Source organism: Georgenia sp. Marseille-Q6866 (assembly GCF_965111665.1).
Map to the genome: position 1 here is coordinate 104487 of NZ_CBCOOR010000003.1, position 21006 is coordinate 125492.

Here is a 21006-nt window from a genome sequence, read left to right on the forward strand (position 1 = left end):
TGCGCGCGTAGCCTCAGCCCTCAGCCGACTTGAGGAGCTCCTCCGCGTTCTTGCCGACCGCACCGCCCGGGTGGCTGTGGAGCACGTTCTCCCAGGTGTACCCACCCTCGTTCATGAGGAGGATGGCCAGCGCGTCGCCCCACGCCGCGGTCGCGAGCGTCGAGCCCATGGCAATGATGCCGCCGGGGTCGGCCGAGTCGCTGTCGATGACGACGACGACGTCCGCCGCCTGCGCCAGGCTCGACTCCGGGGCCGCCGTGAGCACCACGCCCTTGGCGCCGCGGTCCTTGGTCCGCTGGATGAACTGGGCGAGCTCGGTGGACTCTCCACCCTTGGAGATGGCAACGACGACGTCCCCGGCCGTGGCGACCCCAAGACTCCCGTGCAGGCCGTCGCCAGGGTTCTGGTACAGGGCGGGCGTACCGGTCACCGACAGCAGGTGGGCAAGCCGGCGGGCGATCGTGCCCGACGTGCCGGAGCCGGTGACGATCACCTTGCCGCTGGCCTCGCGGATGAGGTCCGCTACGGCGAGCAGCGACTCGTCGACCTGTGCGGCGACGCGGGCGACAGCGGCACCTTCTTGCTCAATGAACGTGGCCGCTGCCCGCAGCTGCTCGTGACGATCCATCATTCTGTCCTTCTTCGTAGGGGAGGTCGGTGATCGGGGCGGGAGCACTGTCGCGGCGCCCGTCCCGCTTGCCGTTGATCCAGGTCGAGGCGCGTGCACCCTCCATCCGGACGATCCAGACGCCCGCGAGGATGAGGCCCTGGGCGATCTGGTAGACGTAGCTGCTCAGGCCCTGCATGTTGAAACCGCTGGAGATCATCTGGAGGATCACCGCTGCCAGGGCGGTGCCCCAGATCGCCACTCGTCCGCCGAAGGGGTTGGCACCACCGAGCACGGCGATGGTGATCGCCAGGAGCAGGTACGAGCTGCCGTACCCTGCGGAGGCGCTGACGGTCCGCATCACCATGACGAGGCCCGCGGCGGCCGAGATGGTCCCGGCGAGGATGTAGGTCTGGAAGAGCACCTTGCGGCGGGCGATGCCGGTGTAGTCGGCAGCGGTCGCGCTGGCCCCGAGCATGGTGGCGCGCAGCCCGTACCCGGTGCGCGTCATGATGAGGGCGACGACGACGACCACGGCGACAAACAGCCAGAAGATCAGCGGCACCGACGCGACCGTCGTCGAGCCGACCTCCGTCAGCTCGGGGGTGAGCCCGTAGATGGGCTCGCCACGGGTGAAGGCGATGGCCGCCCCGGCGAAGATCATCTGCGTTGCCAACGTCGCCAGGATCGGCGCGACCCCCACAACGGCGACGACGAAGGCGTTGACGGCCCCGCACACCATGCCGACGAGGAGCGCGAGGACGACGGCGAGCACGGTGAGGGTAGGCGTCGCCATGCCCGCCTCCATGCCCTGGACGCTGACGTACGCGGCGGTGAGCGCCGAGAGGTTGGCGACCGAGACGATCGACAGGTCGATGCCCGCGGTCGTCATGGCGATGGAGATGGCCAGGGCCATGAGGCCGATCTCTGGGATCGACAGGGTGATCGACTCGATGTTGAGCGGGCTCGTGTACACCGAGGGGTTGATCGCCGAGAAGAGGACGGCGACGCCGACGGCGAGCGCGAGCAGGCCGAGCGTGTGGGCGTTGCCCCGGGCACGACGGGCCCACGGGGACGTAGTTGTGGCGGCCATCGGTCAGCCTTCCTCGAGAATGCGGGCACGGTGCTGGCCACGTGCGCTGCTCCGGGCCTGGATCGCCACGCCGACGAGGATGACCAGGCCGACGATGAGCATGTGCCAGTAGCTGGAGACCCCGAGTCGCACGAGTGAGTTCTGCACGAGCGAGACGAGGAGGACACCCAGCACGGTGCCCTGGACGGAGCCGCGGCCTCCCGTGTCGAGCGCGCCGCCGATGACGACGGCGGCGATGACGTTCATCTCCATGCCGACGAGCTCGAAGGGCGAGGCGTGGCGGGAGAGCACGACGTGGACCATCCCGGCAAAGCCGGCGAGGAGCCCTGCGAAGAGGTAGATGCGGGTCTGCACCATCGGCACGCGCAGCCCGACCCGTCGCGCGGACTCCTTGTCACCGCCGACGGCGTAGACCGAGCGGCCGAAGGACGTGCGCTTGAGGACGAATGCCAGGGCGACGCACAGCAGGACGACCGGGACGACGAGGACGTTGACCGCGCTACCGCCGAGGTGGAAGATCGTCGCCGACCCGACGCCGTCAAGCTGCGCCGGGAGCGTGGCGAGGTAGGTCGAGCCCACGAAGGCGAGCAGCACGCCGCGGATGATCACCTGGGTGCCGAGTGAGGCCACGAGGGTCTCCATCCGGTACCGGGCCACGAGGACCGCGTTGAGGCTCCCGAGGGCACAGCCGATGACCGCGGCGACGAGGAAGGGCCACACCCGCCCGTCGACCCCCAGCTTCGTCATGATCATCACCGTGCTGTACCCGCTGAAGATCGCGATGGCGGTGAAGGAGACGTCCATACCGCCGGAGATGATGATGAGGAGCAGGCCGAGGGACAGGGCCAGCGTGACGATGCCCGAGCGGAGGATGTCCCCCGCGAAGGTCCAGGTCAGGGTCGCGGGCTCGAGGAGCAGGATGACGGCGAGGAGCAGGACGATGACGCCCAGCAGGATGCCCTCGTTGTGCGGGCCGCGAAGCCGTCTGGCCCAGGTGCGCGACCGGCTCGGAGCCGGCCGCGTCGTCGTCGTGGTCATTTCTCCAGCCTTTCCCGCACGGCGGACACCGTGACGCCGTCACCCGCGACCTCCCCGTCCATCCGCCCGCGACGGATGAACAGGACGCGGTGACAGACGCTCACGAGCTCGGGGACGTCGTCGGAGATGAGGAGGACTCCCATCCCGGCCTCCGCCTGGCGGCGGAGGATCTGCATGATCGCGGCCTTGGAGCCGGCGTCCACACCGACAGTCGGGCCGTTGAGGATGAGCACCTGCGGGTTCGTTGCCAGCCACTTGCCGAGGACCACGCGCTGCTGGTTGCCGCCCGAGAGCGTGCTCACCGCGTCGTCGGCGCTGCCGACCTTGATGGACAGGTTGTCGATGGCGGAGGTGACCTGCTCGTCGATGCGGCGGCCGTCGAGGACACCGCCGGTGCGCGTCACGTCACCGAGGGAGGCGGCGACGAGGTTGGTAGCGATCGACTGCTCGAGGAACACCCCCTGGGTGAGACGGTCGCCGGGCACGTAGGCGATGCCGGCGGCCAATGCGTCCTTGACCCCGTGGATCTCCACGGCACGGCCGTCCACACGCACGGTCCCGCCGGTGATGGGCAGCTTGCCGAAGACGGCCTCGGCGACCTCCGCGCGGCCGGAGCCGAGCAGACCGGCGAGACCGACGATCTCGCCCTTGCCGATCGAGAAGGACACGTCCTCGAAGAGGTCGGTGGAGGACAGCCGCTCGACCTCCATGGCGGGCTCGGGCTCGGCGGGGAGCGCGGACAGGACGCGGTCCTCGGACGCCGCGTAGCCGAGCAGAGCCTCGACGAGGCTCTCGTGGGTGAAGCCCGAGGAGACGTCGTCGGCGACGACCTCGCCGTTGCGGATGACGGTGATGCGGTCGGAGATGCCGAAGACCTCCTCCGTCTTGTGGGAGACGAAGACGATGGCCACACCCTGCGCCTTGAGCTGGTTGACGACGCCGAAGAGCGTGTCGACCTCGCGCCAGGTGAGCGCCGTCGTGGGCTCGTCCATGAACAGGACCTTGACGTCGAGCGCGAGGGCCCGGCAGATCGCGACGAGCTGACGGTCGGAGATCGGCAGCTCGCCGACCTCCGCGTCGAGATCGAGGTGCAGCCCCAGCCGGTCGACCACCGCCTGCGCGACCCGCCGGGCCTCGCGGTCGGAGACGAGCCGCCGGCCGCGGGCAATACGCGCCGACATCGCGATGTTCTCCGCCACCGTGAGGTTCGGGAACAGCGACATGTCCTGGAAGATCACCTGGATGCCGCGGTCGACGGCTTCGGAGACGCTCAGCCGACCGACGGTCTCGCCGCCGATCTCGATCTCGCCGCCGTCCGCGGTCTCGACGCCCGAGATGATCTTGATGAGCGTCGACTTGCCCGAGCCGTTGGCGCCGGCGAGGCACAGCACCTCACCGGCCCGGACCTCGACATCGACGCCCTTGAGCGCGTGCACACCGCCGTAGGACTTACGCACCCCGCGAGCCCGCAGGGCCAGAGGTTGTTCGTTCATCACCGTTCCTTCCTGTCCTGTGGCCCCGCCGCCGCCCGCAGGCGGCGACGGGGGCAGCGTCAGAACGGGTAGTCCGCCTTGTTGTCGTTCGTGATGTCGATCCAGGCATCGCCGAAGAAGCTGTTGGGGACCTCGGGGTCCTGGCGCAGCGACTCGTAGCCGGGGACGCCGAGGTCGGTGCCCTCGGTGAGCTCCTCACCGTCGAGGATGATCTCCGCGGCGGCGAGCATCGCCTGCCCGGCCAGCGCCGGGTCCCAGCCGGTGATGACGTCGACGGAGCCGCTCTCGAGCTGGTTGCCGACGATCGCGGGCGTCGAGGTGCCGACGACGCAGGTGTCGGCCTCCCGGCCGGCCTCCTCGATCGCCCGGCCGATGCCGGCGACGTCGGTGGACGCGGCGCCGATGAACCCGCGGATGTCGGGGTACGTCGCCAGCAGCTCCTTGGTGCGCTGGTAGGCGACCTCCTGGTCCTCCTCGGAGGAGATGGCGTCGGTGACCCGGGTGATGCCCGGGTACTCCGCCTCGGCCTGCGCGAGTGCGCCGTCGGCCCACACGTTGTGGCTGGCCACGGTGAGCGAGCCGACGAAGTGCGCGTAGGAGCCCTCCCCGTCCATGCACTCGGCGAGCAGGTCCATCTGGTGTGCGCCGTAGTCGGCGTTGACGAACGCCTCGATGTTCGCCTCGGCGTTCTGGATGCCCGGCGCCTCGTGCGTGACGACGACGATGCCGGCGTCCTGGGCGCGGCCCAGCACCGACTCGAGGGACTCCGGGGAGTTCGGCACGACCGTCAGCGCGGCCGGCTGCTGCGGGATGAGGTCGTTGAGCGCCGCGATCTGCTTCTCCTCGCTCGAGTCGTCACCGGCCGTCTGCGTGACGGTGATGTCGTGCTCGGCGGCGTACTCGTCGTTGCCGACCGCCATGCGGTTGAACCAGTCACCGCCGGCGAGCTTGACGACGTTGACGATGCGGCGCTCGCCGTCGGCCGCGGGGCTGGCGGTGTCGTCGCCGCCGCCCGTGGAGCCGCACGCGGTGAGCACGAGCGCGACCGAGACGGTCATCGCCGCTCCGGCGGCACTCCGTCGTGCGTTCTTCATGGTCCTACCTCCTGTAGTGGGAACTGCTGATGTCTCACCGCGTCGGCGGCGATGTCGCGCAGGGCGTACATGACGTCCTCGGGCCGGCGCCCGAGGTCCGTGGAGAGCCGGTCGTAGATCCGGTAGAGGCGGTCGTAGACCGCGCCGGCCTCTGGGTCCGGCGTGTAGGCCGTCCGGGAGATCCGACCGAATGTCGCGGCCTCGGCGAAGCTGTCGTACCCGCCGGCAGCGGAGCCGGCGGCAAGGCCGGCGTGGAGCGCGGCGCCGAGAGCCGGGGTGTTGGCCGACGCCGACAGGTGGATCTCCCTGCCCGTGACGTCGGCGAGGACCTGCATGAGCAGCGGGCTCTTCCCGGGGAGACCGCCGCAGGCCACGATCCGGTCGACTGCGACGCCCGAGCTCTCGAAGGCCTCGAGGATGGTGCGCTGCCCGAAGGCGGCTGCTTCGACGAGTGCCCGGTAGACGTGCTCGGGACGGGTGGCAAGGGTCATGCCGACGAGCACCCCACTGAGATCGGCGTCGACGAGCACCGAGCGGTTGCCGTTGAACCAGTCGAGGGCGACGAGCCCGCTCTCACCGGGCCGCAGGGCAGCGGCTAGATCCGCGATGTAGTCGAAACCGCTGACTCCGCCAGCCTCGGCGGCCTCGGCGTACTGCTGCGGCAGGAAGTTGCGGACGTACCAGCCGAAGGTGTCCCCGACACCGGGCTGGCCCGCCTCGTAGGCCCAGTAGCCAGGGATGATGCCGTCCTTGACGACCCCGGACATGCCCTCGACGTGGTGCTTGTCGTCCGACAGCACGAGGTTGCACACCGAGGTGCCCATGACGAGGACCATGTCGCCGGGGCCGGCGACGCCGCACGCGAGCATCGCGACGTGCGCGTCCATGTTGCCGCTGGCGACGGCGGTCCCGGGTCGCAGCCCCAGGCGCCGCCCCCACTCCTCGGTGAGCCCGCCCGCGCGCGCGCCGGGACCGACGAGGTCGTGACCGAGCTTGCCGAGGACGGCGCCGAAGCCGGGTGAGAGCTCCTCGAGGAACTCCTCGCTCGGGTAGCCCGCGTCCTCGGCCCGGTAGTTGGCCTTGTAGCCGGCGACGTGCGCACCCCGCACCTCGTGCCCGACGAGCTGGGAGACGAGCCAGTCCTCGAGCTCGATGAGCCGCTCGGCCGCCGCGAAGACGTCGGGCGCGGCCTCGAAGATCTCCAGCGCCTTGGGGACGAGCCACTCGGCGGAGACCTTGCCGCCGTAGCTGTCGAGGAAGAGGCCGCCGTGGCTGCGCGCGAGCGCGTTGACCCGGTCAGCGTGCCGCTGCGCGGCGTGGTGCTTCCACAGCTTGGCGTAGGCGTGCGGCTCGGCGCGCCACTGCGGCGTCGTGGCGAGCGGGACGCCGTCGACCGTCGTCGGGATGACGGTGCACGCGGTCGTGTCGATCCCGATGCCGACGACCTCGTCGGCCGTGACGCCGCTGGCCGCCAGGGCGCCGCGGACGACAGTCGTCAGTCCCTCGACGTAGTCGGCAGGGTCCTGCAGAGCCCAGCTCGGCGGCAGCGTCTGCCCCGTAGCGGGGAGCACCTCGTCGATGACACCCGAGCGGTAGGCGTGCACCGCCTCACCGAGCTCCGACCCGCTGGCGAGGTCCACGACGACGGCGCGGCACGACTCGGTGCCGTAGTCGATGCCGATGGCCGCGCTGCGTGTCATTGCCTCTCCTCACTGAGCCTTCCGGACCCTTCCGCGGCTGCCCGCCGGGTTCGACCATTGAGGCATCGACGCGGGCCGTCACCCAAAGCTAGGGTGCTCATATGAGCACACATCGACCGGACGGGTCACCGTTGACCCACGACGAGCTCCTCGTCGACGTCGCGCGCCGGTACTACTTCAACAACGAGAGCAAGGTCGAGATCGCCGCCACGCTGAGGCTGTCCCGCTTCAAGGTGGCGAGGATGCTCGAGGAGGCCGTCCACCGCGGTGCGGTCCGGATCACGCTCCACCGGCCGACATCCCGCGCGAGCGAGCTCTCGGTCCGGCTCAAGCAGCGCTACGGGCTGAACCATGCCGTCGTCGTCCCGGCCGAGCACCGGACCGAGCCGGAGGTGCGACGGCTGCTCGGTGACGCCGGCGCTCGGCTGCTCACCACGCTCCTCGCCGAGGGCGACGTCCTCGGCGTGAGCTGGGGGCGCACCATCAAGGCGCTGGCCGAGGCGACGGTCAGCCTGCCCCGGGTCCCTGTCGTCCAGCTGTCCGGCATCGCTGGGAACCCGGGTGAGAACTCGATGGAGCTCGTGCGGATCTTCTCGAGCATTACCAAGGACGAGGCCTTCCCGCTGTACACCCCGCTCCTCGTGCCCGATGCGGCCACGGCGCGGAGCCTGCGGCACTCCCCCGGCGTCGCCGAGGCCTTCGACCGGTTCCGCTCGGTGTCCGTCGCCGTCGTCGCGGTGGGCAGCTGGAACCCCCCGAACTCCCAGCTTCGCACCTTCTTCTCCACCCAGGACCAGGCGGCCCTCACCGCCAGGGGACTTCAGGCGGAGACCGGCGGGATCCTCCTCGACGCCGAGGGCAGCGAGATCGACAGCCCGGTGGTCGAACGGATCATGGGCATCAGCAGCGTCGAGCTGCGGGCCGTCCCGACGGTGGTCGCCGTGGCCGGGCACGTGACCAAGGCCAAGGCCATCCGGAGCGTGTTGCTCGCCGGCATCGCCAATGCGCTCGTCACCGACGATGCCGTCGCCCGGCTCTTGCTCCAGGACGAGCTGCTCGTTTGAGCGGCATGGGTTCATGTGAGACATGCCGCATGAGGCATCGTGGAACACGCCGACCGACCTAGGAGGACCCGTGCCCGCTCCCAAGCTCTTCGTCGACTCCGCCGACCAACGCGCGACGGAGGACCTCTTCGCCACCGGCGCGTTCATGGGTCTGACGACGAACCCCACGATCCTCGAGCGCGGTGGAGCCGTCACAGCGGACCTCCCGCGGATCAACCGGTGGGCGAGAGCCGCCGGAGCCCAGGAGGTGTGCTTCCAGACCTGGGGGGAGACGCGCGAGGAGCTGCTCGCCAATGCCTCGCGCCTGCTCGACGTCGACGCGCGCACCATCGTCAAGGTCCCCTGCACGGTGGCCGGCGTCCCAGCCGCAGCCACGCTCGTCGGCCAGGGCGTCGAGGTCTTGCTCACCGCGGTGTACCGCCCGAGCCAGATGGTCGTGGCATGCAGCATCGGGGCGCGTTACGTGGCGCCCTACGTCGGCCGGATGGCCGACTCCGGCACCGATGCCCTCGCCGACGTCGTCGCGATGCACCAGATCGCGGCCGGTGGCCGCACCGAGGTCCTCGCGGCCAGCCTCCGCACGGCCGACGACGTGGCTCGCCTCGCTGCCGCCGGCACCCCGGCGTTCACCCTCTCCCCGCCCGTCGCCTGGGAGCTGGTCCGCGACGAGCGCTCCGACGCGGCCACAGAGGTCTTCGAGGCGACGATGGCCCGGCTCGGCAGCCTCTGAACGTCCGCCGGCCAGCGCGTCGTCAGTCGACGACGAGCCCGACGCTACCGGCGTCCCCTGACGTCGCACGTGGTGGGACGGACGACGGCGCCCGGGCAGGTCAGGGGGCGGGGACGAGGGCGCCGCGGCCGGCGCGGGTGAGCGTGGCCTGGCCGAGGACGCGCGTCCCGGCGTAGACCACCACCGACTGGCCCGGTGCCATGCCACGCAGCGGGGTGTCGAGGCGCACGAGGAGCGCGTCGTCGTCGCGACGGACCTGCGCGAGCGTCGGGGTGCCGTGGGCGCGGACCTGGACCTGCGCCGTCGTCCACTCCCCGGCGGGGACGTCGTCGGCGAGCCAGACGGTCTGGTCGGCGGCGAGCTCGGTCACCGAGAGGAGCTCGCCCGGGCCGACGACCACCGTGTTCGCGGCCGGGTCGGTGCGCAGCACGTAGCGGGGCTTCCCGTCGGCGGCGGGCCGGCCCAGGGCCAGGCCCTTGCGCTGGCCGACGGTGTAGGCGTAGGCGCCGTCGTGGCGGCCGACCTCGTTGCCCTCGTGGTCGAGGACGGCGCCGGGCTGGGCGCCGAGGCGGTCGCGGAGGAAGCCCTGGGTGTCGCCGTCGGCGACGAAGCAGATGTCGTAGGAGTCCGGCTTGGCCGAGACGGACAGTCCGCGGGCGGCGGCCTCGGCGCGCACCTCGTCCTTGGACGCGACGTCACCGAGCGGGAAGAGCGAGCGTGCCAGGCGCTCGGGGCCCATGACGGCGAGGACGTAGGACTGGTCCTTGGCCATGTCCGCGGCGCGGTGGAGCTCGCGAGCGCCGCCCGGTCCCTCGACGATCCGCGCGTAGTGGCCGGTGGCGACGGCGTCGAAGCCGAGCGCGAGGCCGCGGTCGAGCAGCGCGGAGAACTTGATGTGCTCGTTGCAGCGCACGCAGGGGTTGGGGGTGCGGCCGGCGGCGTACTCGGAGAGGAAGTCGGCGACGACGGTCTCCTCGAACTCCTCCGACAGGTCCCACACGTAGTACGGGATGCCGAGGACGTCGGCGGCGCGGCGGGCGTCGGAGGCGTCCTCGACCGAGCAGCAGCCGCGTGAGCCGGTGCGGTGCTGGGCCCGCGAGCGCGACAGCGCCATGTGGACGCCGACGACGTCATGCCCCGCCTCGACGGCGCGCGCGGCCGCGACGGCGGAGTCGACCCCGCCGGAGAGCGCTGCCAGGACCCGCATGGACGTACCTCTTTCCGTGTGCCTCACGAGCCTACGTCCCCTCCCCGCCCGACGGCCGCCCCTGGCGCCGTCCGTGGTGAAGGCCACCGCAGCCCGGGCGCGGACCTCGCACCAGCGCGGCGTGGGCCGGCCCGTCTCCGACTTTCGTGCCATTGTCGGGACGTGCCCGGCGGCCATAGCGTTCGGGCACTCGGCCCGGCCACTCGGACGCCGCCGTCCGACCGGGCTTCCCAGGGAGATCGCATGAGGGCACGCCTGCTCACCGTCCCCGTCGTAGCCCTCCTGGTCCTGACGCCACTGTCGTGCGCCGGACCGGGACAGGCAGCCGCGGAGGACGCCGCCGTCCCGCTCTCGCAGGGGACGCCGGATGCGTCGCCCGTGACCGACGAGGTCGACGCGAGCCACGTCCTCGCCACGGGCACGCTCAGCGACGCATCGGGCGAGCCGGTCAGCCACGTGCGAGTCACGGCCTACGCCTGGCCGGCGGAGACCCCCGGCGAGGAGAGCACCGAGATCGACCTCACCGAGCTCGGGAGCGCAACGACCGATGCCGCCGGCACCTACCGGATCGCCGCGGACTACAGCATCCTCGATCCCCTCTCGGCGTACGCCGTCCAGTCCGACATCGGGCTCGAGCCCGTCGCGGTCAACGTCGACATCGTCGCGGGCGGGCCGGACGGCGTGGCCACCTGGTCCTTCCCCGTGTGGGTCGCCCCGGACCTCGGCTCGGCCCACGTCACCCGGGAGGACCTGGGACCCGGGGCGAGCCCCACCGTCACCGAGCCGACGTTCCACCTCGAGCTCTATCCGTGAGCTGGCCGGCGGCTCGTGGCTCGGCTCCGGTGCGCCGGCAGGGACGGGCGCCGGCGATCCGTTGCGTCGCACGCAAGGGTGCGTGCCGGTGGAGCACCACACGCCTAGCTTGGACGCCATGACCTCCCACCACGCGACCGGGCACGCGCACCACACCAGTCACGGCCACGGCCCGGCACCGGAGCATGCCACCGGCCTCGCCGAGCTGCTCGACCTCGATGCCGCACTCGGCGCCGGGGTGCTGGCGGCGGCCCTGGACGCTGCCGCTGCGGCACTCGGCACTGCGCCCCGTGACGTCGTCGACCTCGGCGCCGGGACGGGGACCGGGACCCTGGCGATCGCTCGCCGCTTCCCCGGCGCCCGGGTGCACAGCATCGACGCCTCCCCCGCGATGCTCGAGCGGCTCGGCGCCGCGGCGGCCGCGGCCCAGCTCGGCGACCGTGTCGAGGCGCACCTGGCCGACCTCGACGGCGACTGGCCGACCGTCCTTAGCGGCACCGTCGACCTCGCCTGGGCCGCGCTCTCGCTCCACCACGTGAGCGACCCCGCCGAGGTCCTCCGGCAGGTCTTCGGCGCCCTGCGCCCCGGAGGCGTGCTCGTCGTCACCGAGATGACCGGGGCGACGGTCTACGAGCCCGCCGACCTCGGTACCGGTCGCGACGGCCTCGGCGAGCGGCTGGTCGGGGCGCTCGCCGCGCACGGCTACCCGGCGACCGGCGAGTGGACGGCCGCGCTGGAGGCAGCCGGCTTCGCCACGGTCGCGCGCCACGAGACGGCGTTCACCGCCTCGGCCCGCACGCCCGAGGGTGCCCGCTACCTCGCGCTGGAGCTGGAGCGGCACCAGGACAGGCTGTCGGGGGACCTGGACCCGGGCGACCGCGCCGCGGTCGACGCCGTGGTGGCGGGACTGCGGGCCGGGACCTCCCGGCTCGACGTCACCTCGGGCCGCGCCGTCTGGGTCGCCACTCGCGGTGACGAGAGCGATCCGCGCGGTCGTGCGTGACGGCGTCCACCCTGCCGTGCGCCACCGGCGCCGCCGCCGGACGATGGGTCGCATGCCGACCCCCCGCACCTGGCGCTTCACCGGACGCATCGCCGGTTGGGGCACCGCCGGCGGCACGCGCTTCGTCCTCGGCGCCTGGCACGACTCGCCGCTCGGCACCTTCGCCGACGTCATGGTCGAGCGGCCGGACGGGGAGCGGCTGCTCCTCGCGCCGTCCGACGAGGTCGCGGAGTTCGTCGCCACGACCTACCGCTTCGACTCGACGGTGATCACCGCCGTCACAGTCCTGGCCGACGGACGGCCGCTCGGGGACGCCCCCACGAGCGCCGGCCGGACGTGGACGGTCGACGCCGGCCCGCTGTCGGCGCGGATCCAGGTCGGCGGGCGACCCCCGCTCGGCCGCCTGCTCCGGCTGGTCCCCCGCCACGTGGCGACCGCCCCGGCGCTCACCCGGATCACAGACCCGGCGGCCCGGGTGCTCCTGCGCGGGGTGCGGACCCGCGGATCGGCCGGCGGCGGCCGCACCGAGCACTACGGCGCGCACGACCTCCACCGGCTCGCCGCTGCGCACACCCGGTGGGAGGACGCGGACCTCGGTCCGCTGCGCCCGCTCGACCCACCCGTGCGCTTCGGCTTCGGCTCCTCCCCCCGCGAGCCCAGTGTCACCGACCTCGTGACGACGGTGCAGCAGCGGCGGTAGCGGACCGGCCTGACCTCATCGCCGGCTTCCGGGGGCCGGCAGCGCGGGCGGCGGGGCTCAGGTCCAGCGGAAGAACCGGGCGGCGAGCCCGCCGGTCACCACGGCCCAGACGGCGAGCGTCACCAGGTGTGCGGTCTCGGGCTGCCCACCGGCCCACGCCGCGCCGAGCGCCGCGTTGCCGGCGCCGTAGGGCAGCGCCGCGCCGATGGTCTGCAGCACCTCGGGCATCGTCGCCATCGGTCCGAAGCCACCGCCGAGGGCGAGCATGAGGAAGAAGGCGACCAGACCGATCGCGAGCGCGCAGTTCACGGTGGGTGCGACAGCCGCGATGAACGTGCCGATGCCGTACATCGCCGCGATGAGCAGCGCCCCCACGAGCAGTGACCAGCCGAGGCCCGCGGGCAGCGTGACCCCGAAGAAGGCGGCTCCGATCGCCATCATGAGCGCGACGCCGAGCAGCACCTGCGCGAGGCTCACGAGCATCTGCGCCACGAGGATCATCGCCGGCCGGGCAGGGGTGACCGCCAGTCGGCGCAGGATCCCGTACTTGCGGTAGCTGGCCAGGAACGAGGGCATGTTCACGACGCCGACGAGTGCGACGACCATGGAGACGGTCAGCGGCATGATGATCGCGTTCATCACGGTGCTGCCTCCGGGGAGCAGCTGGTCGCCGTCCTGCCCGAGGCCGTTCATCACCATGAGCAGCACCGGGAAGCCGACCGGGACGATGAGCCCGGCAGTGTCGCGCACGACCATGCGCGTCTCCGCGAGGACCAGCTGGCCCCACGCGGCGGCCGGCAGCCTGCGGGTGGGGGGAAGTGTCGTTGTCATGGTCATCCTCTCAGCGGGGCTCGGGACCGGCCACCGGCTCGCCCAGCTCCTGGCCGGTGAGCTGGAGGAACGCGTCGTCGAGGGTGGCGGTGCGGGTACGGAAGTCGGTGGCGGGGACGTCGTGGCGCACGAGCGCCGCGGTGACGCCCGTGACGAGGTCGCCGCGGCCGGTCACCCGGACCTCGTCGCCGTCGACGGCGACGTCGGTGACGCCCGTGAGCGTCGCGAGCACCGCACGGTCGAGCGGGGCGTGCACGCGGAAGCTCACGCCGTCCGCGCCGTCCGCGCGCCCGACGAGCCCGGCGGGGGTGTCCAGGGCGACCAGCCTTCCCGCGTCGAGGAGGGCGATCCGGTCGCTGAGGCGCTCGGCCTCCTCCATGACGTGGGAGACGAGGATGATCGTGATCCCGTCCTCGCGCATCTCCTCGACGAGCCGCCACATCTCTCGGCGCGCGGCCGGGTCAAGACCGCTGGTCAGCTCGTCGAGGACGGCCAGCCGCGGCCGGCCCACCAGCGCCAGGGCGATGTTCAACCGCTGGTACTGGCCTCCGGACAGGTCCTCGGCGCGCGTGTCGCGCACCTGCCCCAGGCCGAGCCGCTCGACGAGGCCGTCCGGGTCGAGGCCGTCCCGGTAGAAGGAGCGGTACATCCGTACCAGCTCGTGGACGGTCAGGCTCATGTGGACGTGGACCCCCTGCAGCTGGACCCCCACCACCTGTTGCACCCGCGCCCGCTCGGCGCGCGGGTCGACGCCGAGGACGCGCACCCGCCCGCCGTCGGGCCGCCGCAGGCCGATGGCGCACTCGACCGTCGTCGTCTTCCCGGCGCCGTTGCGGCCGAGCACGCCGAGGACCTCCCCCGGCTCGACGGTGAGGCTCACGCCGTCGACGACGGCGCGGCCGTCGTAGGTCTTGCGCAGGTCCTCGATCTCGACGACGGGCATCGGTCCTCCTCGGTGGTCGCACCGGCTGCCGCGGCGGGGCCACCAGCTGGGGCACCGCCCCGGCGCCGGGCACCGGCCCCTCCGACCGGTGCACCGACCACGCTAGGAACCGGTACGCCGCGCCACATCTGCCGGTCGTCACCGGTTCGTCCCATGACTTCCGGCACCTGTCCCCGCCGGGTGACCGGTCAATAGGGTGGGCACATGGAGCGCACCGGGCGGGTCCAGATCTGGGCCGGCGTCAGCATGCTCGTGCTGTGCGTGCTCATCGCGGTGGTCGAGGGTGCCGCGGTGCTCGCGGTCGGCTCGTGGCCGTCCTTCGTCCCCTGGCTGGTCGTCCTCCTCGGCTACCTCGCCGCAATCGTCGTCGCCTCCGCCCGCACGACGCCGGCCACGGCACGCGGCCGCCTTCTGCTCGTGGCCGTCCCGGTGCTCCTGAGCAACGCCGTCGTGCTGCTCTCCCCGAGCCGCGGGGGGCTCAGCCTCATCCTCCTCGTCCTCACCGCGGCCATCGCCAGCCTCCACCTCGACACCCGCTGGATCGCCGGTGTCGTCCTGTGGAACTCCGCGGTCGTGCTCGCGAGCGCCGCGGGCCTCGGACCGCTCGTCGACGAGGCGGGGCGGCCCGTCGAGGTCGTGCTCATGACGTTCCTCTACGCCCTCCTCCAGGCGGCGAGCGCTGCCATGGTCTGGTCCCAGCGGCGCGTGGAGGAGGCGCTGCAGGACCTCTCGGTCACCCACGTCGCGCTGCGGAGCACGAGCGCGCTGCTCGCGGAGTCCAGCCAGGCCCAGGAACGGCTGCGAATCTCCCGCGAGCTCCACGATGTCCTGGGACACCAGCTCACCGTGCTGTCGGTGGAGCTCGAGGTCGCCTCGCACCAGGTCGAGGGACCGGCCCGGGAGCACGTGCTGCGCGCCCGCGGCCTGGCCAAGGACCTGCTCGCCGACGTCCGCTCCGTCGTCGGCAGTCAGCGGGGACGCAGCTTCGACCTGCCCACCGCGCTCGCCGGCGTGGTCGAGGAGATCCCCCACCCCCGGGTGCACCTCGAGCTCGACCCTCACCTCCGGGCCGACGACGAGCACGCGGCCACCGTCGTCCGCGCGGTCCAGGAGATCGCCACCAACACCATCCGTCACTCGCAGGCGGACAACCTGTGGATCCGGCTCACCGCCGACGACGCCGGGTTGCGCCTCGAGGCGCACGACGACGGCGTGGGCGCGCGGACCGTCAGGCCCGGCAACGGGCTGCGCGGCCTGCGGGAGCGGGCGGAGTCGGTGGGCGGCCGCGTGGAGGTCGACGGCGCCTCGGGCTTCCGCGTCCGTGTCGCGCTCCCGGCCGGCCGGACGGTCCCGGCGTGAGCGACACCCGCCGGGTCGTCCGGGTCGTCATCACCGACGACCAGACCCTCATGCGGCAGGGCCTGCAGAGCCTCCTCGAGATCAGCGAGGAGGTCACCGTCGTCGGGCACGCCGCCGACGGCGACGAGGCGCTCGCCGCGGTCGCCGAGCTGGAGCCGGACGTGCTGCTCCTCGACCTGCGCATGCCCGGCCGGGACGGGATCGCCACCCTCGAGGCCCTGCGGGAGCGCGGCAGCGACGTCCCGGTCCTCGTGCTCACCACCTTCGACGACGACGAGCTCGTGCTGCGCGCCCTGCGCGCCGGGGCCCGGGGCTACCTGCTCAAGGACGTCGCGCTGGAGGACCTCGTGGGCGCGATCCGCACCTCGCCGCGGGCGGCACGCTCGTCCAGCCCGCGCTCACCGACCGGCTGCTGCGCGGGATCGGCGCGCGCCGAGCCGGACGACTTCGCCCACCTGCCCACCCCCGAGCCGCTCACCCCGCGCGAGACCGAGATCCTGCGCCTGCTCGCCAGCGGCTTCACCAACCGGGAGATCGCCGAGGCGCTCTTCCTCGCCGAGGGCACGGTGAAGAACCACATCTCCACGGTGCTGGCCAAGCTCGGCGTGCGGGACCGCACCCGCGCCGTCCTGCGGGCGCTCCACCTCGGGCTGCTCGGGGCGCCCTCGCGCTAGTCCCGCCCGAGCCCCGCCTCCCGGGCGAGGACGACGGCGGCGGCGCGGTGCGGCACCGCGAGCTTGGTGAGGACGTTGGCGACGTGGTTGCGCACGGTCTTGCCGGACAGGACGAGCCGGCGCGCGATCGCGGTGTTGTCCAGGCCGCGGGCGAGGAGGTCGAGGACCTCCCGCTCCCGCGCGGTGAGCTCGGGGAAGGGCATGCGCACCGCCGCCCGCCCCGGCGCGAGCGCGGACAGGGCCCGGGCCGCGACCTCCCGCCCGAGGATGACCTCCCCGTGCGCCACCGCCCGCACCGCCCGCTCCACCTCCTCCGGCCCGGAGGACTTGAGCAGGTAGCCGCGAGCGCCGACGCGCAGCGCCGCCGCCACCGACGCGTCGTCCTCGCTCATCGTCACGACGAGGACCGCCAGGGCCGGGTCGCGGGCCACGAGCTCGCGGGTGAGGTCGATGCCGGAGCCGTCGCCGAGGTGGAGGTCCATGAGGACGACGTCGGCGCCGACGGGCGCGACCACCTCCCGCGCCCGGGCGGCGGAGTCGGCCTGCCCGACGACCTCGATCCCCGGCAGGGAGGACAGCAGCCCGGCCATGCCGAGCCGGAAGACGGGGTGGTCGTCGACGACGACGACCCGCAGCACGGTCACCGGCTCTCCTCGAGCGCGGGCGCGAGCGGGAGCAGGGCCTCGACGACGGTGCCCCCACCGGGCAGGCCCGCGATGAGCAGCGAGCCGCCCAGCTCCTCGGCGCGCTCGCGCATCGCGCGCGTGCCCACTCCCGTGGGCGCGCCGGCCGCGCGGCCCGCGCCGGCGTCGCGGCACACCACCCGCAGGCCCGCGCCGTCCGCGCCGACCTCCACCTCGCAGCCGGCGGCGCCGCTGTGCCGCGCGGCGTTGAGGACGGCCTCGGCGGCGATGCCGTAGGCGGCCGCGGCGACGGGCGCGGGCAGGGCGCCCGGCACGTCGGCACTCAGCCGCACGGTGAAGCCGCTCTCGGCGTGCCGGGTGGCGAGCTCGCGCAGCGCCGGCTCCAGGCCGAGCTCCTCGAGCACCGGCGGCAGGAGGGTCCGGGCGACGACGCGCACGTCGTCCACCCTCCGGTCCAGCTCCTCCTGGAGCGCGGCGAGCATCGCCTGTGCCCCCTCCGGGTCGGACCCCACGAGGTTCGCGACGCCGCCGAGCCCCAGCCGCAGCCCGGCGAGGGACGGGCCCAGGCCGTCGTGCAGCTCGCGGCGGATCACCTGCCGCTCCTGCAGCCGGGCGCGGGTGAGCCGCTCCCGCGTGCTGGCGAGCTCGTCGGCGGTGCGCCGCAGCAGCAGCCCGGCCGCGACGACGGCGGACAGCTCGTCCAGCGCGCGGCGCGTGCGCCCGTCCAGCACCTCCCCGGCCGGGCCGTGACGAGGAGGGTGCCGACCGGCCCGCCCCCGCCGCCAGCGGCAGCCCGGTGGGCTCCGCCGTCGCCGTCCCCGCCGTCGCCAGCACCGTCCCGTCCGCGCCGCGCGCGCCACCGACTCCAGCCGCAGGGCGGTGCGCACGCTGTCGACGAGCGAGTCCAGGAGCCGGTCGCCGGCGCGGCCGAGCTCCCCGCCCATGCGGGCGGCCACCCGTGAGGGGTCACCCGCGGCCCCGTAGACGAGGCGGTGGACCCGCGGCTCGAGCCACAGCCGGCTCGGCTGGACCGCGACGACGACTGCGGCCGCCGCGAGGGTCTGCGCCCACCCCTCCCCGGGCACGACGCCGCTGAGGAGGACGCTCGCCACGAGGTAGGTCGCCGAGAGCCCGACCGTCAGCGCCCCGGCGAGCACCGTGCGGCTGACCGCGAGCTCGATGCCCCACAGCCGCTGCCGGAGCACGACCGTGAGCACCGCCGCCGGGAACAGCGCCTGGCTGGCGAGGTGGAGCGCCGGTGTCACCCACATCGGCACCCGGCCGAGCGGCAGGAGGAGCGGGACGAAGGAGACGGCCAGGACCAGGGTGCCGAGCGCGAGCCAGCCCAGCCCCACGGCGTCGGGAGCGGGTGCGCGGCGTCGCCGCCGCTCGACCGCGGCCGCGGTCACCAGCCCCCACACGACCGCGGCCCCGAGGCTCGCGTAGAAGGCGGTGAGCAGCAGGCTCACGGACAGCACGGTCGTGCCGACGGCGAGCAGCGCGCCGGTCCCCGGACCCCACCACGGCGCGTCGGCCGGGCGCTCCCGCACGAGCCACGGGACGACGAGGAAGAGGCTGAGCGTCCCGGGCACCCAGGCCCAGGAGACGGCGGAGGCGAAGGGCTCGGGGTCCAGGCCGCGGGCGGTGGCGAGCACGCGCCACCCGCCCGCGGCGGCGGCCAGGCCACCCCCGAGCGCCGCGAGGCCGAGGAGGTAGCCGACGACGTGCCGCCGCCGGGACAGCACGAGCGCCGAGGTGAGCCCGTAGACGAGGGCCACGGTGGCGTCGACGACGAGGAAGAGCGCGTCCTCCCCGAGGACCGGCCGGGCCGCGGCGAACATCGCCGCCCCCGCCACCCCGAGGAGCGCGGCCGCACCGCCGAGCACCACGCCGGGGACCTCGGACGAGAGCCGTCCGAGGTCCGGGCGCACAGCCACCGTGCGGGGCATGGGTGAACTGTAGGGCTGCGCGACGGGTGTCAGGAGCGGTTCCGCAGCATCGCGACGGCGACGACGAGCAGCCACACCGGGCCGATGAACCCGGCCATGTACTGCAGGGGCGAGATGCCGAGCAGGAGGGTGAGCCCGCCGAGGGCGAGGCTCGCCACCCCGAGGCCGCGGCCGGCGGCGCCGTGGCGCAGCGCGGCGAGCCCGACGGCGAGGCCGCTGACGCCCGCCGTCACCCACAGCCACGAGATCGTCGCGACCCAGTGGGAGTAGAAGGAGGCGTCGCTGGGGGCGAGCAGCTCCGGGGTGAGGAAGCCGAAGACGAACTCGGTGTTGAGCCCGGAGCCGAGGACGAGCACGGCCGACAGGACGACCAGCCCGAGCATCGCGACGAGCCCGTGGAGGGACCCGGCCGGGGCGCGCCCCGCCAGGCGCCGGTAGAGGCCGGCGGCGAAGGGCAGGAGCAGGACGGCGGCGAGGACCGTCGTCACGTGGAAGCCGATGAGCTGGGGGACGACGGTCGCGTAGTGCGCGACGACGGCCTCGGGGGTGAGCGCGGCGTCGTTCGGGTAGGGCGGTGAGACGGCGAGGGAGAACCAGATGCCGGCGGCGCCTGTGAGGGCGGCGCCGACGCCGGACAGGGCCCAGCCGCGGCCGGCGGGTGCCGGGCCGGTCGGCTGGGTGGTGCTCGTCTCGCTGGTGACCGTGGTGGACACAGGGAACCTCCTCGAGCCCGCGACCTGTCGGCGGCCACCGTGACCGCTCCGCGCGGGCTCGGGGAGTACGTTCCGGCGCCCGGCGTCCCGGGCGACAGGGGCACGCGTCCCGACTGTCCGGGCACCTGCGCCGGGCAGCCTGTCCGCCAGGTGAACGGCGGACGTCCGGCCGGCGGATGAGAGGTGTCTCATCTGCCCGTCACGAAGGGCTCACCTTGGCGCGATGAACTTCCTGGCATGCCGCGGACCAGGTCCCCGGCGCGACGTGAGAAGGGGGACCCCGCATGACCACGACCACCACCAGGCCCACCGGCCTGGCCGGCCAGCACCCGGGCAGCGCGCCCCGCGGCCGGCGGCTGCGCGTCGCGCTGTACTCGCACGACGCCCTCGGTCTCGGTCACGTGCGCCGCAACCTCGCGATCGCCCGGGCGCTCACCACCCTCGGCCCGGCGCCGGACGTCCTGCTCCTCACCGGCGCCCCGGAGGCGGTCACCGCGCACCGGCCCGCGCACTGCGACCTCGTCTCCTTGCCCGCGCTCGCCAAGGACGCGGCCGGCACCTACTCCGCGCGCCACCTCTCGGTGGACGAGGCGCACATCCGGCACATGCGCCGCAGCATCCTCACCGCGGCGCTGTCCTCCTTCCGGCCCGACGTCCTGGTCGTCGACAAGCACCCCCGCGGCTTCCTCGGCGAGCTCGAGCCCGCCCTCGACCTCCTGCGCGCCGCCGGCACCCGCATCGTCCTGGGCCTGCGCGACGTCCTGGACGACGCCGCCACCTCCCGCCGCGAGTGGGACACCGACCGCGGGGCCCAGGCGCTGCGCCGCTGGTACGACCAGGTGTGGGTCTACGGCGACCGCGCCGTCCACGACCTCGCCGCCGAGCTCGACCTGCCCGCCGCGCGCACCGTCCACACCGGCTACCTCGCCACCGGCCGCCAGGGCGGGCCGGCCGTCACCGAGGTCGTCAGCCCCTACGTCCTCGCGATGGTCGGCGGCGGCTCCGACGGCGCCCACCTCGCCGAGGCCTTCGTCCGCGCCGCCATGCCGGCCGGCCACCACGGCGTCCTCGTCACCGGTCCGCAGATGCCCGCCGACGACGTCCGCAGGGTCGCCGAGATCGCCGCCCACCGCACCGACCTCACCGTCCGCACCTACGTCGAGGACGCCGAGGCCCTCATCGGCGGCGCTGCGGCCGTCGTCGCGATGGGCGGGTACAACACGGTGTGCGAGGCGCTGGCGCTGGGCGCCCGGCTGCTCGTCGTGCCCCGCGTGAGCCCCCGCCAGGAGCAGCTCGTGCGCCCGCCTGCTCACCGCCGTCGGCGTCCTCGACCACCTGCACCCGGAACGGC

18 protein-coding genes and 2 pseudogenes are annotated in these 21006 nt (G+C 73.6%); 8 read left to right on the plus strand and 12 right to left on the minus strand.

All coding sequences use genetic code 11. The annotated features are described in order from the left end of the window. Positions 1 to 13 precede the first annotated feature (13 nt). Genes ACWPXV_RS03805 through ACWPXV_RS03830 form a run of 6 tightly spaced genes read right to left on the minus strand, consistent with a single transcriptional unit; the run spans position 14 to position 7025 of the window. On the minus strand, positions 14 to 631 hold the full coding sequence (locus tag ACWPXV_RS03805; protein ID WP_454083977.1) for an SIS domain-containing protein: 618 nt from the start codon (positions 629 to 631) through the stop codon (positions 14 to 16). Further along, positions 585 to 1700: an ABC transporter permease gene (locus ACWPXV_RS03810; protein ID WP_454083978.1), complete on the minus strand. Its 1116-nt coding sequence runs from the start codon at positions 1698 to 1700 to the stop codon at positions 585 to 587. Before ACWPXV_RS03810 ends, ACWPXV_RS03805 begins: the two co-directional genes overlap by 47 nt. Before the next feature lie 3 nt (positions 1701 to 1703). Beyond that, entirely contained in the window at positions 1704 to 2738 is a 1035-nt protein-coding gene (locus ACWPXV_RS03815; RefSeq protein ID WP_454083979.1) for an ABC transporter permease, read from the minus strand. Then, complete coding sequence (locus tag ACWPXV_RS03820; protein WP_454083980.1) at positions 2735 to 4231, minus strand: sugar ABC transporter ATP-binding protein; 1497 nt, start codon at positions 4229 to 4231, stop codon at positions 2735 to 2737. Before ACWPXV_RS03820 ends, ACWPXV_RS03815 begins: the two co-directional genes overlap by 4 nt. 59 nt (positions 4232 to 4290) lie before the next feature. Then, a complete protein-coding gene (locus ACWPXV_RS03825) occupies positions 4291 to 5325 on the minus strand; it encodes a substrate-binding domain-containing protein (protein ID WP_454083981.1) in 1035 nt (344 codons plus the stop codon). Further along, a complete protein-coding gene (locus tag ACWPXV_RS03830; protein ID WP_454083982.1) occupies positions 5322 to 7025 on the minus strand; it encodes a ribulokinase in 1704 nt (567 codons plus the stop codon). Before ACWPXV_RS03830 ends, ACWPXV_RS03825 begins: the two co-directional genes overlap by 4 nt. A gap of 101 nt (positions 7026 to 7126) precedes the next feature. Between ACWPXV_RS03830 and ACWPXV_RS03835 the strand changes: the two genes are divergently transcribed. Then, positions 7127 to 8089, plus strand: coding sequence for a sugar-binding transcriptional regulator (locus ACWPXV_RS03835; protein WP_454083983.1), 963 nt, complete (start codon positions 7127 to 7129; stop codon positions 8087 to 8089). 70 nt (positions 8090 to 8159) lie between these two features. Beyond that, complete coding sequence (locus ACWPXV_RS03840; RefSeq protein ID WP_454083984.1) at positions 8160 to 8819, plus strand: transaldolase family protein; 660 nt, start codon at positions 8160 to 8162, stop codon at positions 8817 to 8819. Positions 8820 to 8919: 100 nt separating this feature from the next. Here ACWPXV_RS03840 and mnmA read toward each other — a convergent pair whose 3' ends face one another. Then, complete coding sequence (gene mnmA, locus ACWPXV_RS03845) at positions 8920 to 10026, minus strand: tRNA 2-thiouridine(34) synthase MnmA (RefSeq protein ID WP_454083985.1); 1107 nt, start codon at positions 10024 to 10026, stop codon at positions 8920 to 8922. 243 nt (positions 10027 to 10269) lie between these two features. Here mnmA and ACWPXV_RS03850 point away from each other — a divergent pair, with 243 nt between their 5' ends. From ACWPXV_RS03850 to ACWPXV_RS03860, 3 genes are all read left to right on the plus strand, one after another. Then, on the plus strand, positions 10270 to 10839 hold the full coding sequence (locus ACWPXV_RS03850; RefSeq protein ID WP_454083986.1) for a hypothetical protein: 570 nt from the start codon (positions 10270 to 10272) through the stop codon (positions 10837 to 10839). A gap of 118 nt (positions 10840 to 10957) precedes the next feature. Further along, complete coding sequence (locus ACWPXV_RS03855; protein ID WP_454083987.1) at positions 10958 to 11842, plus strand: methyltransferase; 885 nt, start codon at positions 10958 to 10960, stop codon at positions 11840 to 11842. Between the two features lie 52 nt (positions 11843 to 11894). Further along, complete coding sequence (locus ACWPXV_RS03860) at positions 11895 to 12542, plus strand: hypothetical protein (protein WP_454083988.1); 648 nt, start codon at positions 11895 to 11897, stop codon at positions 12540 to 12542. Between the two features lie 57 nt (positions 12543 to 12599). Here the strand turns inward: ACWPXV_RS03860 and ACWPXV_RS03865 are convergent, their stop codons facing one another. Further along, a complete protein-coding gene (locus tag ACWPXV_RS03865; RefSeq protein ID WP_454083989.1) occupies positions 12600 to 13373 on the minus strand; it encodes an ABC transporter permease in 774 nt (257 codons plus the stop codon). Between the two features lie 10 nt (positions 13374 to 13383). Beyond that, positions 13384 to 14316, minus strand: a complete 933-nt coding sequence (locus ACWPXV_RS03870; protein ID WP_454083990.1) for an ABC transporter ATP-binding protein — start codon at positions 14314 to 14316, stop codon at positions 13384 to 13386. A gap of 204 nt (positions 14317 to 14520) precedes the next feature. Here ACWPXV_RS03870 and ACWPXV_RS03875 point away from each other — a divergent pair, with 204 nt between their 5' ends. Together ACWPXV_RS03875 and ACWPXV_RS03880 are read left to right on the plus strand one after the other, a co-directional pair. Further along, complete coding sequence (locus tag ACWPXV_RS03875; RefSeq protein ID WP_454083991.1) at positions 14521 to 15675, plus strand: sensor histidine kinase; 1155 nt, start codon at positions 14521 to 14523, stop codon at positions 15673 to 15675. Beyond that, positions 15672 to 16349 (plus strand): annotated as a pseudogene (locus ACWPXV_RS03880) (response regulator). Before ACWPXV_RS03875 ends, ACWPXV_RS03880 begins: the two are co-directional and overlap by 4 nt. Here the strand turns inward: ACWPXV_RS03880 and ACWPXV_RS03885 are convergent. From ACWPXV_RS03885 to ACWPXV_RS03895, 3 genes are read right to left on the minus strand one after another with little or no spacing between them, the layout of a single operon-like run. Next, complete coding sequence (locus ACWPXV_RS03885) at positions 16346 to 16993, minus strand: response regulator (RefSeq protein WP_454083992.1); 648 nt, start codon at positions 16991 to 16993, stop codon at positions 16346 to 16348. The pseudogene ACWPXV_RS03880 and the gene ACWPXV_RS03885 overlap by 4 nt on opposite strands. After that, complete coding sequence (locus ACWPXV_RS03890) at positions 16990 to 18942, minus strand: sensor histidine kinase (RefSeq protein ID WP_454083993.1); 1953 nt, start codon at positions 18940 to 18942, stop codon at positions 16990 to 16992. Before ACWPXV_RS03890 ends, ACWPXV_RS03885 begins: the two co-directional genes overlap by 4 nt. 29 nt (positions 18943 to 18971) lie before the next feature. Beyond that, entirely contained in the window at positions 18972 to 19655 is a 684-nt protein-coding gene (locus ACWPXV_RS03895; protein WP_454083994.1) for a hypothetical protein, read from the minus strand. A gap of 1043 nt (positions 19656 to 20698) precedes the next feature. On the opposite strand from ACWPXV_RS03895, the pseudogene ACWPXV_RS03900 reads away from it, so the two are divergent. Beyond that, positions 20699 to 20872 (plus strand): annotated as a pseudogene (locus ACWPXV_RS03900) (glycosyltransferase family protein); the annotation flags it as partial. Positions 20873 to 21006 lie beyond the last annotated feature (134 nt).

Coding starts and splice junctions, on each gene's coding strand:
- ACWPXV_RS03875 (WP_454083991.1), top strand. CDS start 14,521: ATGGAGCGCACCGGGCGGGTCCAGATCTGGGCCGGCGTCAGCATGCTC.
- ACWPXV_RS03860 (WP_454083988.1), top strand. CDS start 11,895: ATGCCGACCCCCCGCACCTGGCGCTTCACCGGACGCATCGCCGGTTGG.
- ACWPXV_RS03815 (WP_454083979.1), bottom strand. CDS start 2,738: ATGACCACGACGACGACGCGGCCGGCTCCGAGCCGGTCGCGCACCTGG.
- ACWPXV_RS03850 (WP_454083986.1), top strand. CDS start 10,270: ATGAGGGCACGCCTGCTCACCGTCCCCGTCGTAGCCCTCCTGGTCCTG.
- ACWPXV_RS03805 (WP_454083977.1), bottom strand. CDS start 631: ATGATGGATCGTCACGAGCAGCTGCGGGCAGCGGCCACGTTCATTGAG.
- ACWPXV_RS03820 (WP_454083980.1), bottom strand. CDS start 4,231: ATGAACGAACAACCTCTGGCCCTGCGGGCTCGCGGGGTGCGTAAGTCC.
- ACWPXV_RS03890 (WP_454083993.1), bottom strand. CDS start 18,942: ATGCCCCGCACGGTGGCTGTGCGCCCGGACCTCGGACGGCTCTCGTCC.
- ACWPXV_RS03830 (WP_454083982.1), bottom strand. CDS start 7,025: ATGACACGCAGCGCGGCCATCGGCATCGACTACGGCACCGAGTCGTGC.
- ACWPXV_RS03855 (WP_454083987.1), top strand. CDS start 10,958: ATGACCTCCCACCACGCGACCGGGCACGCGCACCACACCAGTCACGGC.
- ACWPXV_RS03870 (WP_454083990.1), bottom strand. CDS start 14,316: ATGCCCGTCGTCGAGATCGAGGACCTGCGCAAGACCTACGACGGCCGC.
- ACWPXV_RS03865 (WP_454083989.1), bottom strand. CDS start 13,373: ATGACAACGACACTTCCCCCCACCCGCAGGCTGCCGGCCGCCGCGTGG.
- mnmA (WP_454083985.1), bottom strand. CDS start 10,026: ATGCGGGTCCTGGCAGCGCTCTCCGGCGGGGTCGACTCCGCCGTCGCG.
- ACWPXV_RS03810 (WP_454083978.1), bottom strand. CDS start 1,700: ATGGCCGCCACAACTACGTCCCCGTGGGCCCGTCGTGCCCGGGGCAAC.
- ACWPXV_RS03825 (WP_454083981.1), bottom strand. CDS start 5,325: ATGAAGAACGCACGACGGAGTGCCGCCGGAGCGGCGATGACCGTCTCG.
- ACWPXV_RS03835 (WP_454083983.1), top strand. CDS start 7,127: ATGAGCACACATCGACCGGACGGGTCACCGTTGACCCACGACGAGCTC.